The organism is Brevundimonas sp. P7753 (assembly GCF_013386595.1).
Taxonomy (GTDB): Bacteria; Pseudomonadota; Alphaproteobacteria; order Caulobacterales; family Caulobacteraceae; genus Brevundimonas; species Brevundimonas bullata.
In genome coordinates this window covers 1-13,467 of sequence record NZ_JACARP010000008.1, presented here as the reverse complement: position 1 = coordinate 13,467, position 13,467 = coordinate 1, and the positions used below count along the sequence as shown (strand labels likewise).

Genomic DNA, 13,467 nt, shown 5'->3' with positions numbered 1-13,467 from the left:
GAGGCGGCTGGAATGCGCGCGAGGCGCTGCGCGTTTCGGCCGCCCCTTTACGGCTTCAGGTCAGCTGGCTTTTCGCCTGTCGCAACAGCTATTCCGCCGCGAGGTCTTCACAATTTTAGTCGGAGCCGCGACGATCAGGTCCGGTTGGCGGGGCGCATCAGGGCGGTGTGGACTATGCCGACACGTTTGGCGCTGGGGGCGTTATGAGAAGAGAATACTCGTTCGAAGAGCGCCATGAGCGTGCATGCCTGCGCGCTGCGATGAATATCCGGGGGCTGTGGGAAGAGAAGGGGAGTTCGGACACGCGCTTGATCGAGGGGCTGCTTCTTCCCGATGATTTCACCGTGGTAGGGCATTCGCGTGCATTCAGCGGGCAGGGGCGGCGTGAGCACGTCATCCCCCGGCTCGTTGTGATCAAAGAAGTTCACGACATGCTGGAGCGTGGCGCGACAGATGCTCAGATTGCGATCTTCATCCGTGATCATGTGAAGATCGTCCGGATCTCCAACGAAGAGTGCTCAAGACTCGACCGCAAGGATCAGCTTGGCTTGCGGCAGCGCATGCCGACGGGGTGGGCCTTCGGCGATGACATCTATGCTCGGCTGTCAGCAGCGAACTTCGGGTGGGTGTCGATGAACGGAAGCGAAGCTCCGCCGGGATAGAGTATGGTCCTACCGTTGCCTTGGACGACTTTTGCGCGTGGCGCTGCTGGATCTAGTCGGGACTGCTCGCCTTGAGCGCCGCGATGAACTGAGGGGCGGCGCCGGCCTCCTGGGCAAGGGCGACGACATTGGCGAAGTGGTCGCTGAGGGAGAACAGGTCAGGCTCGATCGAGGCGCCGTTGTAGACGTCCCAGACTTGGCCGCCCTGATGAAAGAGGCCGCTGTAGCGTTTGAAGGGGCGGCCGAAGCCCGGCGCGCCTTCAGCGAAGCAGTCTGTCGATTTGGAGGCGCCCTTCAGCGACATTCGTTCGTCCTGATGGAATGCTGTGGCGACGGTGTGGTGCATCACCCATGCAAAAGTCGGCATGAGTTCCTGTTCTTGGCCGCCCTTGCGCACCTCAAGCCAGCGCATCGAGAGAACATTGACTGGCACGGTATGCTCGATGTGCACGGTTTGGCCGCGCTTTTTACCGATGCGTTCATCGCTCGGAAGTTGGATGAAGGCCTGGGTTCGGTAGAGCGCGCCCGCGCATTTTCCGGCCGACGAGCTTTCCTTAGCCATCCAGCCAAACCGGTCGTGAAACTTGCGAAGATCGTTGCTGATCGCCTTCTTGTCCGTCGGGCCCTTGGCTAGTCGATCAAGCTGAAGGAAGCGGGCGACGCAGGGGTTTGGCGTTTTGGCGAAAACGCGTTTCCAAGTTTCAAGAAGCTGAGTGCGCTCGTTCGGAAGCGCGGTTGAAAGGTCGTCGGTCACATCATCCCCCTGAGCGTTAGGTTGCTGAGTGACGTAACCGGGTTCTGTGCGCCGTCTAGTCTTTGGCTCAATCGTGCGACCGAAACTGGCGTATCTGTGTGTTGCTACTGGGCTCTGGAAGAAGGCGCGCGCGGCGCCGGGGCAGGGAGGCGAAGACATGGACCAGGCTATGGACGCCGTCTCTGGCGGGAGCGTCGTCACTTTGGTGCGCGGCGCGCGTCGCTACGGATTGTCGAAATCGAAGATCGCGGCCTTCGAGCAGTGTCCGCGTAAGCTCTGGCTGTCGAAGCACAGGCCGGAGGCGGCCCTGGTCGACGACGGGGCTGAAGCGCGATTTGCGACCGGCCATGAAGTCGGCGAAATCGCCTGCGGCCTGTGGCCTACGGGCGTGATGGTCGAAGCCGAACCTGATCTGGCCGCGGCGGTGGCGCGCACGCGCACCCTCATCGATGAGGGCTGGTCCGAGCCTATTTTCGAGGCGACATTTGAGCACGACGGCGTCCTGGTTCGGGTCGACGTGCTGTTGCCTATGCGGGACGGATGGGCGATCGCCGAGGTGAAGAGTTCGGCGGGGGTGAAGGACTATCATCTCGGGGACCTGGCCACCCAGGCGTGGGTGGTGGCCCGGTCGGGGACGCCTGTGTCGTCGGCCTGCATCCGCCATATCGACAGCAGCTTCCGGCTTAAGCGCGAGGGGGACTACGCGGGTCTTTTCCGGGATGCGGAATGCCTGGACCTCTTGGCCGATCTGATCGCGGATCGCGAGGCGATCGTCGCTAGAGCCCGGGCCGTTCTCGCCGGCGATGAGCCCGATGTCAGTACTGGCGAACATTGCGCCCGTCCGTTCGCTTGCGAGTTTTCGAGCTATTGCGCCCGCCATGATCCTCCCGACCCCGATTGGCCCATCAGCCTGCTGCCGCGGACTGGAAGGGCCATCGCCGCGCGTTGGGCCGAGGAGGGCCTGTTCGACCTGAATGATCTCAAGCCGGGCGTCCTGGCCAATGCGGTGCATGAACGCGTGCGTGAAGCGACTGTGACGGGAGAGGCCTATCTGGATCGCCAAGGGGCGATCGAGGCGACGAAGGGGTGGGCCTGGCCGCGCGCCTATCTTGATTTCGAGACCATTGGACCGGCCGCGCCGCGGTGGGTCGGTTGCAGACCGTTTCAGCAGATTCCGTTTCAGTTCTCGTGCCACATCGAGGCCGAAGGCGGCGAGATTATTCACACGGGCTTCCTGTCGATCGACGGCGGAGATCCGCGGCGCGCCTGCGCCGAGGCCCTGGTCGCTCAGTTGGGCGCCGAGCGCTGCGGCGCGATCATCGCCTACAACGCCGCGTTCGAAAGACGCTGCGTTCGCGACCTGGCCGAGGCCTTCCCGGATCTGGCGCAGGCTCTGATCGAGATCGAGGCCAGGATCGTGGATCTGCTGCCGGTAACGCGCGAGGTCTATTATCACCGCGACCAGAGGGGGAGTTGGTCGATCAAGGCGGTCCTGCCCACGATCGCGCCTGATCTCGCCTATGACGATCTGGAGGTGAAGGACGGCGGCGCGGCCCAGCAGGCCTGGTTCGAGGCGGCCAGGGCCGAGACGAGCAATACGCGCCGGGACCAACTCAAGGCGGGGCTGGAGACCTATTGCGAGCGCGACACCGAGGCGATGATCGTCTTGCTGCGGCGACTGACCGGCGCCGGGCGGGTCGACGGGCCGGGGGTGGGGGCGAGGCCATGATCGGTGAGGGGTGTTACTGACAAGGCTTGCCACTCTCAGCAGTGCTATAGTACAGCGATCATTGCTACTTCGGGGGCTAAAAATGACAATCTATCAAAAGGTTTGCGTCGCATCCGCGGCGCTGGCCTTAACGGTCGGCGCAACCTGGGCGCCGCCCGCCTTGGCGACCGACATGGCGGCGCAACAGGCTGAGACCGTCCAGCGTGCGGGTCTGAAACGGCGCGTGGCCGTCGGGCGCTTCACCAACAGCACGCCTTACGGCCGCCTGCTGCAATCGCCGGGTCAGGCGGATCCGATCGCGACCCAGGCCAGCGACATGCTGGTCAACGCCCTGACGTCCTCGCAGCACTTCTTCGTCTTCGAACGGGCGGATCTGACGGCGCTGAACGCCGAGCGCCTGATTTCGGAGGCGACGGCCCAGAATCTCGTGGGCGTCGACGCCCTTCTATTGGGTTCGATCACGCAGCTGGGCCGACGCAACGAGGGCAAGCAGGGCTTCTTGAACTCCCAGCGTCGCCAGGCGGTCAACGCCACGGTCGAGATCCGTCTCGTCGATGTGCGCACGGGGCGGGTCTTCTTCTCGACCTCGGGCTCGGGGGAGGCCACGACCGAGACGGGTGAAGTTGCTGGTTTCGGCACCCGTGCGGGCTATGACTCGACCTTGAACGATCGCGCCGTGGCCGCCGCCATCGCCGACACCATGACCAATGTCATCAATGAGTTGCAGCAGCGGGCCTGGTTCACCGACGTCCTGCGCGTATCGGGCGAGACGGTGTTCGTGAGCGGCGGCGCTAGCCAGGGTCTGCGCGTCGGCGACCGCTTCCGCGTCGAGACCCCGGGCGAGACCGTGGTCAGCGCCCAATCCGGCCTGCCCATCACCCTGCCTGGGTCCGTCGTGGCTGAAATCGAACTGACGGGCTTCTTCGGCGACGCCCCGGACGCGGAGGGCTCGACCGCCCGTCTGGTCAGCGGCGCCCTGCCTCAAGACATCACTGGCCTGCGGGTCACGGAGATCAAATAGATGAGACTGAAGACACTGGCCCTCGTTGCGCTATGCGCGGCGATGGCGACGGGCTGCGTGCAGAACTACGCCGAACGCGAGGTCGCCCAAGGCGCGGCGGCGGGCGTGCTGGTGGTGACCAACGCCCCGCCCGAGGCGCGCCTCATCGTCGATGGACGCGATCTCGGCGCCGTGGCCCAGTTCGAGGCGGGCGCGCCTCTGACCACGGGACGTCACGACATAGCCATCGAAAACGGCGGACGTCGCCTGCACGCCCAGGCGGTCTTCGTGTCCGCCGGCGCGCGCGTCGCGGTGACGGTCCCATGAGGCGCCTGGTATCGCTCGCGGCCCTGGCCGCCCTCATGGCCGTCGCGGCCTGCGCCCCCACGAGCCGTTTTGAATGGGGCGCCTATGAGCCGGCCCTCTACGCCTATTCGCAAAGCCCCGAGCGACGCGACGTCTATCAGACGGCGCTGGAACAGGCGATCGAGCGCGGTCGTGCGCGCGACGCCGTGGCGCCGGGTCTGCTGGCCGAGTTGGGCTATCTCCATCTGGAAGCGGGCGACGCAGCGACGGCGCTGAAGCTGTTCCAGGAGGAGCGCACGCGCTTCCCGGAGTCGGCCCAGTTCATGGATCGGATCATTCAGAAGATCGACGGCGGGACGGCCGTGGCCGGAGGGGGCAACTGATGCGACGTTCAACACTCATCGCCGCAGCGGCGGCCCTGGCCGGCTGCGCTGCGCTTTCCGCCTGCGTCACCGCGCCGACCCCCAAGAGCTATGGGGCTCTGAGGGCGGCCAATCCTCGCAGCGTTCTGGTCGTGCCGGCGCTCAACTCCACAGTGAATGTGGATGCGGCCGATTATTTCGTCTCGACGATTTCTCGTCCGGTGGCTGAGCGCGGCTACTATGTCTTCCCCGCCCACATGGTGAAACGCCTTCTGGACGACGAAGGCCTGTCTGACGCCGGCTTGGTGCACCAGGCTGACGCCTCTCAGTTCGGAGGCCTGTTCGGCTGCGATACGGTGATGTTCGTGGAGATCCAGAAGTGGGAGTCTCAATATATCGTCATTTCGACCTCCACTAATGTGGAGTTCGACTACACCCTGAAGAGTTGCCGCACCGGCGAGACCCTGTGGTCCAACAACCAGGCCCTGTCCTACAGCCCGCAGGCGTCGAGTTCGGGCAATCCGCTTGCTGATCTGTTGGTCCAGGCGATCGCTGCGGCGGTCGAAAAGGCCAAGCCCAACTATATTCCCCTGACCCAGCAGGCCAACCTCCTGGCCACCCACGTGGCGGGACAGGGCTTGCCGGCGGGGCCGTATCTGCCGGGCCAGCATAAGGCCGACCAAAAGACCTTCCCCAACTAAGGAAGGGCAGGGCCGATCCGATGCGGATCGGCCCGCTTGCGTCAACCTGGATTTCGCTTGTGTGAGGCCTGGGCGACTGAGTTCGTCGCTTCAGGCGGCCGGGTTTGGGCGACGTCTAAGACAGGTACGGAAGAGAGCGCGATGAGGTCAGTCCGCGCCTGGTTGCGCGCGGCTGAGCCTTTAGCGCCAGAGCGTGTCAAACTCCGTCTCGTCGATTGCATTTTCTTCAGGCGTAGGTGACCGCCAAAGCGTGGATCGCCCGTCTTCGGCCGCCGATAGGATAAGAGTCATGCTGGTTTGGGTAGCGAAGTCCCATGGGTCTGGGGCGGGATACGTAAATCCGCTTAAATTGATCGTTGCGGCCTTAGCTCTTGGGGCGTGCGGGGCCAGCCCTATTGTCACTCCGAGCGACTCGGCGCCGACCGTTGTCGATGGCGACACCCTGACGGTCGATGGCGAGAGGATCAGGCTCTGGGGCGTGGATGCGCCCGAACAGGACCAAACCTGTCGGCGCGACGGTCAGGCGTATCGCTGCGGTCAGGTCGCCAGTCAGGCGCTGCGCGAATGGATCGGCCAGAGACCTGTTTCCTGCGTTGAGGTCGAGAAGGATCAGTACGGACGCAGCGTCGCCCGGTGCGCCGTTGACGGTCAGGACATCGGCGCTTGGATGGTGTCGCAGGGTCTGGCTCTGGATTATCGGCGCTATAGCGCCGGGGTCTACGCCCGGGATGAGGCGTCGGCGCGAGCGGCCGCGAGGGGCCTGCATGCTGGGACGTTCGAGCCGGCGTGGGCGTGGCGAGCGGCGCGCCGGAATGACCGTCCAGAACAGGCGCCGCCCCAACCGGCTTGCGCTATTAAGGGCAATATCAACGCCAAGGGCGCGCGCTACTATCATGCGCCGGGCATGCGGTCTTACGCCCGCACGCGGATCGACGAGACGGCCGGCGAGCGCTGGTTTTGTTCGGAAGCCGAGGCCCGGGCGGCGGGGTGGGTTTCAGCGCCGGGTCGTTCCTAATCCTTCTTCTCGGGCGACTGTGCACGGGGCCATGGGGGCCCGCAAAGGTGGGGCAAAAAGAAACTCCGACGCTGGGACGTCGGAGTTGATGCAGGGCGAATGCGCGCCGGACGACCCGGCGTCTGTTTTTGAGGTGATCGTTTAGAGATCGACGGGTCGGGCGCTGGACGCGGTGGCGTCGGCGGGGACTTCGACGCCGCCGCGGCTGAGCAGGGTGCGCATGGGGCCGACCATCGAGCGCGTGGCTTGGACCTGGTCGCCCAGCAGGCCGGCGGCGGCGCGCAGGCTGCCCAGCTTGGTAAGCTGCATGGGGTTGGACTGCAGGCCGCTGATCAGGCTTGGCGCCTGCTGACCCAGAGCGACGTTGCGCATCATGCCGATGGTGAAGTTGTAGGCGGCGTTGACCATCAAGGCGCGCTGTTGGGCGTTGGCCGCGTCGTACTTTGCCTGCCAGGCCGCCGCATCGGCGGCATTGGCGTTGACGGTGGCGACATCCGCCTCGAACTCGGCCTTGTGAGCTTGGAGGTCACGCGGTGACGACGCCCCCTCAATGGCCGTGATGCGGGCCTTGATGGCGTCACGGTCGGCGTCTTGCGATGCGGCGGCGGCCAGAAGCGCCGCGGAGGTCATGACCAGCTTGGTGGTCTCGATCGTCTCGCTCAGAAAGGCGTCCGGGTCGCCGGCCGAGGCACTCGCGCCGCCGGGCGCGAGCTTGCGCAGTGCGCCCAGTTGGGCGTGGGCCGAAGAGGCGACGCCGGAGGCCGCAAGGGTGGCGGCCACAGCGACGGCCAGGAGGGACGAGGTCTTCATGGAAGGCTCCAAGTGAGGTTTGAGTTTAGGGGGCGGGGGTCAGGGCCTTGGCCGCGCGCAGGGCGAGGTCCGAGGCGAAGTCGGCCAGATCGACCTGCACTGATGAATTATGATGTTGGGCGTCAGCGTCTGCAGGCACAGCGGTGGCCGTGAGCGTCTGCTGCAGGCCTTGCGCGCCGACCCTTTGATCGTTCCGCTTCAGAACATAGCCGACCGTCAGGTCATAGGTGTTCTGGACGAAGCTCTGACCCGAGCGCTTCTGCCCAGTCTGCGTCAGATTGTGAACCGCTTCGAAGCAGAGGTCGGCGGGGCGAGCCGTCAGAGCCTTGACCTCGCGGTAGTCCGGAGAGAGCGACGCGAGCGCCAGAGGCGCAGCTTCCTCGGCGAAGCGCGACGCCTGGACCGCGCCGGGGAAGCCCGCGGCGAAGCGATTGAAGCTGAGGGCCTGGAACAGAGGCTGTTCCGCGCCGCGAAAGGCGACGGCGGTCGCGCAGGGGGCGTAGCGGAAACGCGATGCGGATAGCGAGCCGACCGTGTCCTGAACGACTTGATCGCCTCGGCGCACCCGGGCGACCTCGACGCCGGATTGTCGCGCCTTGGCGACGCCGTCGCCGAATTCGACGACTTCCAACGCCGCCACCGGCGCCCAGACCTCGCCCTGAACGCCGGAGACCCGGCCGATGGCGCGCACGACGTGGGCGTTCTGGCCCAGACCGAGGGCGCCGGCCGGGTCGGTGATCACGACCTCGCCGTCGTCGGCCGAAGCGACCGCCAGTCGTACGCGAGACGGCGTGAAGCCGGCTTTGAGGACCTGAGCGGCCTGTCGCATGGCGTTGCGGACGGCCACATCCCGGCGCTGAGCGGTCGACGGCGCCATGCCGTCGGTGATCTCGTCGATCTGCTGGTCCTTGCCTTCGACGGCGAAGACCACGCGGCCGTCATGATCAATCACCTCGAGGAAAACCCGGGCGTCTTGAACGCGGCGCTCGACGCTGGGCACATTGGTGGGCGCTTGCAAAGGCTCTAGCGGTGCGACGGTGAGGCGCAGAAAGTAGTCGGGCAGGGCCGGCGGACGGCTTTCGACGCCCGCGGCGGTCAGCTGCGGCGCGCGGATGGCGGACGCCGCGGGATTGATCGGCATGAGGGCGAAGCCGCCGGCGGCGGCCAAGGCTTCTTCCATGATGGCGGCGGCGTAACCGGGCGGAACGTCGGGCGCGGTGTCCGCCACCACCACCAGCAGGGAGGGACGGGTCAGGGCATCGAGGGGTTGGGCCACATAGCGCGACAGGCTCTGCCCCACGCTGAGCGTATCCAGAACCGGGGCCACCAGGACGTAGTGGGCGTCGGCGAAGACCACGCGGGCGTCGGCGCCGATCTGGTCGCCCGGCCGCAAGCCCTTCTGCAGGCCGGCGTCGACGATATAGAGGTCGCCGTTACGACCGCGGACCTGGGCCGTGACCGTGTTCGGCTGGAAGCGGGCCTTGGCCTCATCGACGAGGCGGACCAGGGCGGCGTCGAAATGCTGGTCAAACTGAGCCGCCGCTTCCGCCTGATAGGTGTTGCGCCCCATCAGGCCCTGGACGTTGGTCGAGACCGTATGGGCGAACATGACCTCGCCGGTCAGGACATTGGTCATCAGCAGGGTCGCCGTGATGGGCATATGGGCCTCGACCACGCTGGGACGCGGCACGGTCCATAGATCGGCGCGCGACACATGCAGGGAGGCGACCAGGGTGCGCGACATGAGGGTCTCGCGCGTCATCCCTGAAGGCGGCGGGGTCGAGAGGTCGCGCGCCACCTGGTCCTCGCCGAAGCGGTCGGCGATCAGGGCGTCGAAGCGCTGGCCCCAGTACTGGCGCCGGTCGATCGGCGCGAGCTTGTCGCACAGAGCCGGTGAAATCAGATTGTCCGTTCGGCCCGAGGTTCCGCAGGCGGAGTCCTCGGGCCCAAACAGACCTGGGATCGGGTGAAGGCGAAGACCGCTCTCGCCGGCCGACGCGACGGTCGGCGCGGCGACGGCTGCGGCCAGGAGCCAAGACGCGAGGCGCGACATTAGCAGCCGTTCAGGCAGAGGATGACCTGCTGGGGCGCCATTTGCGACTGCATGGCGGCGAAGGCGGGGTTGCCGCGCAGGCGTTGGAACAGGGCCAGGTGCAGCGGCGTGGACCCCGAATATTTGACGTGGATGTTGATCTGACGCGCGTCCTGTCCAAGGAAGGCATGCTGATCGACGCCTGGGATGGCGCCGAGCGCGTCCAGGAGATCGGCCTGAACGCCCATGTTCAGGTCGTTTCCGCGCACCGTTAGGGTGTATTCGGCAGGGGCCGACGCGGACTGGACGGCTGAGGTTTGAGCGCGACTGACATTGCGCCATTCGCGTTGGATCTGCGGGCCGAGGGCGGCCGCGACCTGGCTGGCCAGAACCGCGGTCAGGCGGTTTTCGCAGTCGGAACTGTTGCGGCCGACGCCGGTCGCCTCGCGGAAGGCGGAGCCGACGTTCTGGCCGGTGGCGGTGCTGTAGGCGTCGGCGTTGAAGGCGCCGGTGCATTCGACCTCGCCGGTCGGGTGCTGTCAGTCTAACGCTAAAGGTGCTCCACTTCGAAGGCTGCAAGCCATTGGTGGAGAAGGCGTTTTATGAAACCGCTATCGTTTAAGCGACACCGCTTTCCAGGCGAAGTGATCCGTCATGCCGTGTGGTTGTACTTTCGCTTCAATCTTAGCTTCCGCGACGTCGAGGAACTGATGGCGCAACGCGGAATTGACGTCAGCTACGAAACGATCCGGTGCTGGACGATCAAGTTCGGGCCTCTGATTGCACGGCGGCTGAAGAAGCGGAGAGTGCCTCCGACAGGCCGTTGGCATCTCGATGAAATGGTCTGCAAGATCGGAGGACGGCGCATGTATCTGTGGCGCGCAGTCGACGACGAAGGCGAGGTTTTAGACGTCGTTGTCCAGCGCCAGCGGGACACAGAGGCGGCTTTGAAGCTGATCAGACGTCTTTTGCGCAATCAACCGGTCGAGCCAGAAACCATCACGACGGACGGGTTGGCCTCGTACGGTGCGGCACTCGATCAGTTGGAACTGCGCCATCTGCATCGCCCTGGCAGGCTTCGTGACAACAACCGCGTTGAGAACTCACATCTGCCGATCCGACGACGGGAGCGGCAGCATCAGAGGTTCAAATCCCAAGCCTCAGCCCAGAGATTTCTCACCACCCACGCCGCGATCTACAACACCTTCAACTTCCAGCGCCATTTGATCAGCAGACCCACACTTCGTTGCTTTCGCGCTGAAGCGAATGCCGCGTGGGAGGCGGCCGTGGTCTGAAAATGAGCAGGGTAGGGATCTTTCGACTTCGCTCAGTTAACATGACAGCACCGACCTGCTCAGCTCAAGGGTGCCACCACCGTCACGCGCGACGACGGCTCCCCCAGAAGGCTTTCACCGCGAAAAGGACGAAAGCACCCACGCCGACGGCGAACACCACGTCGCCCGGTACCCGTGCCCAGACCAGCCCCTCCATGATCGGATGGTGCATCAGTTCGGCCGAGCGTGCGGCGGCGTAGTTTTCGTTGAACGACACATAGGTCTGCCAGAGGCCCTGGGGCAGCAGCGACAGGAAAGTCATCATCGCCAGGCCGATGTTCAGGCACCAGAAGGCGATAGACAGCAGGCGCTGGTTCCAGATGCGGGGATTGGTCAGACCGCGCATGCAATAGAGCACCAGACCCAGGCCCAGCATGCCATAGACGCCGAACAGGGCGGCATGGCCGTGGCTGGCCGTCGTGTTCAGCCCTTGCATGTAATAGAGGGCGATCGGTGTGTTGATCAGGAAGCCCAAGAGGCCCGCCCCGACCAGGTTCCAGAACAGGACGGCGGCGAAGAAGCGGAAGGGCCAGTGATAGACCTCTTCCCACTCGTTCTGGCCCTCCAGCTTGGAGCGGTTGTAAGCCTCGAAGCCGACGACCGCGAGCGGGACCACTTCCAGCGCCGACAGCACCGAACCTAGCGCGATGACGCCGATCGGCGTACCGCTGAAATACAGGTGGTGGAAGGTGCCGAGCACGCCTCCGCTGAGGAAGACGATGGTGGCGACCAGAACCGCCGTAGCGGCCACGGAGGGGCGAACCAGCCCCATACGCACCAGCAACGCCGAGACGATGGCGGTCGCGAAAACCTCGAACACGCCCTCGACCCACAGGTGGACCACCCACCAGCGCCAGTATTCCATGATCGAGATGTGGGTCTTCTCGCCCCACATCAGGCTGGCGCCAAACAGCAGACCGATTGCCACGGTTGAGATGGCCACCAGCAGGATCAGAGACACGCCGCCCTTGCGCCGCAGCAGAGGCCACAAACCGCGAAGGACCAGAAGCACCCACAGCATCAAGCCGATGAAGAGGTAGATCTGCCAGAAGCGGCCAAGGTCGGTGTATTCGTAACCCTGATGCCCGAACCAGAAATTGGCGGTCAGGTTGCGGAAGAAGCCGTTGACAGCTGCCCATTGTCCGGCGAATGAGCCGACGACAATGACGAGCAGGCTGACGAACAGGAAGTTGACACCCCAGACCTGGAACTTCGGATCCTTGCCCGACAACAGCGGCGCGACATAGAGGCCGGCGGCGAGCCAGGCGACGGCGATCCACAACACAGCCAGTTGCGTGTGCCAGGTGCGGGTCACGGCATAGGGGAGGTATTCGGCGAAGGGCAGGCCGTAAAGGCCCTGTCCCTCGACCTGATAGTGGGCGGTAACGATGCCCAACAGAACCTGTGCGCCGAACATGGCGAGGACCAGCCAGAAATATTTGGCCGTGGCGCGCATCGAGGGCGTCAGCGTCAGCTTGTCCATGAAATCGAAGGTGGCGAAGCCGCCGTCTGGCGTGCTGTCGGCGCGCCAGACGTCGAACTCGCGCGCATAGAACCAGACCAGCGCGCCGATACCGCCCAGAAGGACGAGAATCGAGATGAGCGACCACAGCAGGATGGTGGCTGTCGGTTGATTTCCGACTAGAGGCTCGTGCGGCCAGTTGCTGGTGTAGGTGATGGTCTTGCCGGGGCGCTCTGTCGAGGCCGCCCAGGAGGTCCAAAAGTAGAATGCCGCGACCGCATGGGCGTCGGCGTCCGAGAGGCGCGTGTGGACCGGGAAGGCGTAGTCGACGCGCAGCTTCTGCGCCTCGGGGGTGCGCGCCTGATAAAGATCGCGGAAGTGGTTCTGAACCACGGCTATGGCAGCGGCGCGCTCAGGCGTGACCGTTACGGTACCCGTGGCCGGATCATAGGTGTTGCGCCGCATGTCGATGCGCAGCTCGGCCTCGTCAGCGGCTTGTTCTCGTGGCGTTAGACTGGCGAAGGAAGAAGAGCCTTCGGCGCGGGCGCGTATGTCCAGAAGGGCGCTGGCCTCGCGGTGCAGCCAGTCGGCGCTCCAGTCGGGGGCCAGATAACCGCCGTGTCCCCAGATCGAGCCCTGCTGCATGCCGCCCATGGCCTGCCAGACGTTCTGCCCTCTCTGGATGTCGTCCAGAGTATAAAGGGTCTGGCCTTGCGTTGTCTGAACCCGCTCGGGGATCGGCGGGGCCGCGTGATAGATCTCGCGCCCGAACCACAGCAGGGTTCCAAACATCACAAACATGCTGACGGCGAGGATCAGCCACAGCCGCTTTAGCGTGAAAAGGTGCGCGTACGTAGCCATGATGTCCCCCGATTCTCAATCATGTATCATCGTATATAACATAATTTCGCATACATTCATGTCGATCTAGGCTCAGGACTCATAGCCAAAAGAGCACTGTAGCGGCGAGGGCTATGGCGGAGAGGAAGACGTTCGGGCACCGATCATAACGCGTGGCAACGCGTCGCCAGTCTTTCAGACGACCGAACATGATTTCGATGCGGTTGCGTCGTTTGTATCTGCGCTTGTCATACCGGATGGGCTCGGTGCGGGTTTTACGTCCGGGGATGCAAGGTGTGATCCCCTTGGCTTCCAAGGCGTCCCTGAACCAATCCGCGTCATAGCCCCTATCGCCCAGCAGCCACTGGGCTCGGGGTAGACTATCCAGAAGAGCCGCCGCGCCGGTGTAGTCGCTGACCTGACCAGCCGTCACAAACAGGGTAGCCATCCGGTGAGGACC

At 64.7% G+C, this 13,467-nt stretch carries 14 protein-coding genes; 8 read left to right on the top strand and 6 right to left on the bottom strand.

Going from position 1 to position 13,467, the window contains the following annotated elements; genetic code table 11:
* Positions 1-203: 203 nt before the first annotated feature.
* Positions 204-662 (top strand): hypothetical protein, encoded by a 459-nt coding sequence (locus tag HX774_RS01895; protein WP_178823764.1) that lies wholly within the window; start codon positions 204-206, stop codon positions 660-662.
* A gap of 52 nt (positions 663-714) precedes the next feature.
* On the opposite strand, the gene HX774_RS01890 is transcribed toward HX774_RS01895, so the two are convergent.
* Positions 715-1,416: a hypothetical protein gene (locus HX774_RS01890; protein ID WP_178823762.1), complete on the bottom strand. Its 702-nt coding sequence runs from the start codon at positions 1,414-1,416 to the stop codon at positions 715-717.
* A 157-nt stretch (positions 1,417-1,573) separates the two neighbouring features.
* Here HX774_RS01890 and HX774_RS01885 point away from each other — a divergent pair, with 157 nt between their 5' ends.
* From HX774_RS01885 to HX774_RS01860, 6 genes are all read left to right on the top strand, one after another.
* Entirely contained in the window at positions 1,574-3,145 is a 1,572-nt protein-coding gene (locus HX774_RS01885) for a DUF2779 domain-containing protein (protein ID WP_218650216.1), read from the top strand.
* Positions 3,146-3,227: 82 nt separating this feature from the next.
* Positions 3,228-4,166 carry a CsgG/HfaB family protein gene (locus HX774_RS01880; RefSeq protein WP_218650215.1) on the top strand — a complete coding sequence of 313 codons (939 nt, stop codon included), beginning with the start codon at positions 3,228-3,230 and terminating at the stop codon, positions 4,164-4,166.
* Complete coding sequence (locus tag HX774_RS01875) at positions 4,167-4,472, top strand: hypothetical protein (protein ID WP_178823760.1); 306 nt, start codon at positions 4,167-4,169, stop codon at positions 4,470-4,472.
* Positions 4,469-4,834: a DUF4810 domain-containing protein gene (locus HX774_RS01870; RefSeq protein WP_178823757.1), complete on the top strand. Its 366-nt coding sequence runs from the start codon at positions 4,469-4,471 to the stop codon at positions 4,832-4,834. The genes HX774_RS01875 and HX774_RS01870 overlap by 4 nt, the downstream gene beginning before the upstream one ends.
* The gene (locus HX774_RS01865; RefSeq protein ID WP_178823755.1) at positions 4,834-5,514 is read left to right on the top strand and encodes a GNA1162 family protein; all 681 of its coding nucleotides are present in this window, start codon (positions 4,834-4,836) and stop codon (positions 5,512-5,514) included. The genes HX774_RS01870 and HX774_RS01865 overlap by 1 nt, the downstream gene beginning before the upstream one ends.
* 289 nt (positions 5,515-5,803) lie before the next feature.
* The gene (locus HX774_RS01860) at positions 5,804-6,529 is read left to right on the top strand and encodes a thermonuclease family protein (protein WP_178823831.1); all 726 of its coding nucleotides are present in this window, start codon (positions 5,804-5,806) and stop codon (positions 6,527-6,529) included.
* A 141-nt stretch (positions 6,530-6,670) separates the two neighbouring features.
* On the opposite strand, the gene HX774_RS01855 is transcribed toward HX774_RS01860, so the two are convergent.
* From HX774_RS01855 to HX774_RS01845, 3 genes are read right to left on the bottom strand one after another with little or no spacing between them, the layout of a single operon-like run.
* Positions 6,671-7,339 carry a hypothetical protein gene (locus HX774_RS01855; RefSeq protein ID WP_178823753.1) on the bottom strand — a complete coding sequence of 223 codons (669 nt, stop codon included), beginning with the start codon at positions 7,337-7,339 and terminating at the stop codon, positions 6,671-6,673.
* A 25-nt stretch (positions 7,340-7,364) separates the two neighbouring features.
* On the bottom strand, positions 7,365-9,392 hold the full coding sequence (locus HX774_RS01850; protein ID WP_178823751.1) for a hypothetical protein: 2,028 nt from the start codon (positions 9,390-9,392) through the stop codon (positions 7,365-7,367).
* A complete protein-coding gene (locus tag HX774_RS01845; RefSeq protein WP_178823749.1) occupies positions 9,392-9,640 on the bottom strand; it encodes a hypothetical protein in 249 nt (82 codons plus the stop codon). Before HX774_RS01845 ends, HX774_RS01850 begins: the two co-directional genes overlap by 1 nt.
* Positions 9,641-9,973: 333 nt before the next feature.
* On the opposite strand from HX774_RS01845, the gene HX774_RS01840 reads away from it, so the two are divergent.
* Entirely contained in the window at positions 9,974-10,666 is a 693-nt protein-coding gene (locus tag HX774_RS01840) for an IS6 family transposase (protein ID WP_178823747.1), read from the top strand.
* Positions 10,667-10,748: 82 nt separating this feature from the next.
* Here HX774_RS01840 and HX774_RS01835 read toward each other — a convergent pair whose 3' ends face one another.
* Positions 10,749-12,959 (bottom strand): nitric-oxide reductase large subunit, encoded by a 2,211-nt coding sequence (locus HX774_RS01835; RefSeq protein ID WP_255499893.1) that lies wholly within the window; start codon positions 12,957-12,959, stop codon positions 10,749-10,751.
* Positions 12,960-13,107: 148 nt separating this feature from the next.
* The coding region (locus HX774_RS01830) for an IS5 family transposase (RefSeq protein WP_178823743.1) at positions 13,108-13,467 on the bottom strand (360 nt) is incomplete at its 5' end.

Excerpts from the sequence above, each read along its gene's own strand:
- HX774_RS01870 (WP_178823757.1), top strand. The coding sequence starts at position 4,469 with ATGAGGCGCCTGGTATCGCTCGCGGCCCTGGCCGCCCTCATGGCCGTC.
- HX774_RS01860 (WP_178823831.1), top strand. The coding sequence starts at position 5,804 with ATGCTGGTTTGGGTAGCGAAGTCCCATGGGTCTGGGGCGGGATACGTA.
- HX774_RS01895 (WP_178823764.1), top strand. The coding sequence starts at position 204 with ATGAGAAGAGAATACTCGTTCGAAGAGCGCCATGAGCGTGCATGCCTG.
- HX774_RS01875 (WP_178823760.1), top strand. The coding sequence starts at position 4,167 with ATGAGACTGAAGACACTGGCCCTCGTTGCGCTATGCGCGGCGATGGCG.
- HX774_RS01840 (WP_178823747.1), top strand. The coding sequence starts at position 9,974 with ATGAAACCGCTATCGTTTAAGCGACACCGCTTTCCAGGCGAAGTGATC.
- HX774_RS01835 (WP_255499893.1), bottom strand. The coding sequence starts at position 12,959 with ATGTTTGGAACCCTGCTGTGGTTCGGGCGCGAGATCTATCACGCGGCC.
- HX774_RS01850 (WP_178823751.1), bottom strand. The coding sequence starts at position 9,392 with ATGTCGCGCCTCGCGTCTTGGCTCCTGGCCGCAGCCGTCGCCGCGCCG.
- HX774_RS01885 (WP_218650216.1), top strand. The coding sequence starts at position 1,574 with ATGGACCAGGCTATGGACGCCGTCTCTGGCGGGAGCGTCGTCACTTTG.
- HX774_RS01855 (WP_178823753.1), bottom strand. The coding sequence starts at position 7,339 with ATGAAGACCTCGTCCCTCCTGGCCGTCGCTGTGGCCGCCACCCTTGCG.
- HX774_RS01880 (WP_218650215.1), top strand. The coding sequence starts at position 3,228 with ATGACAATCTATCAAAAGGTTTGCGTCGCATCCGCGGCGCTGGCCTTA.
- HX774_RS01865 (WP_178823755.1), top strand. The coding sequence starts at position 4,834 with ATGCGACGTTCAACACTCATCGCCGCAGCGGCGGCCCTGGCCGGCTGC.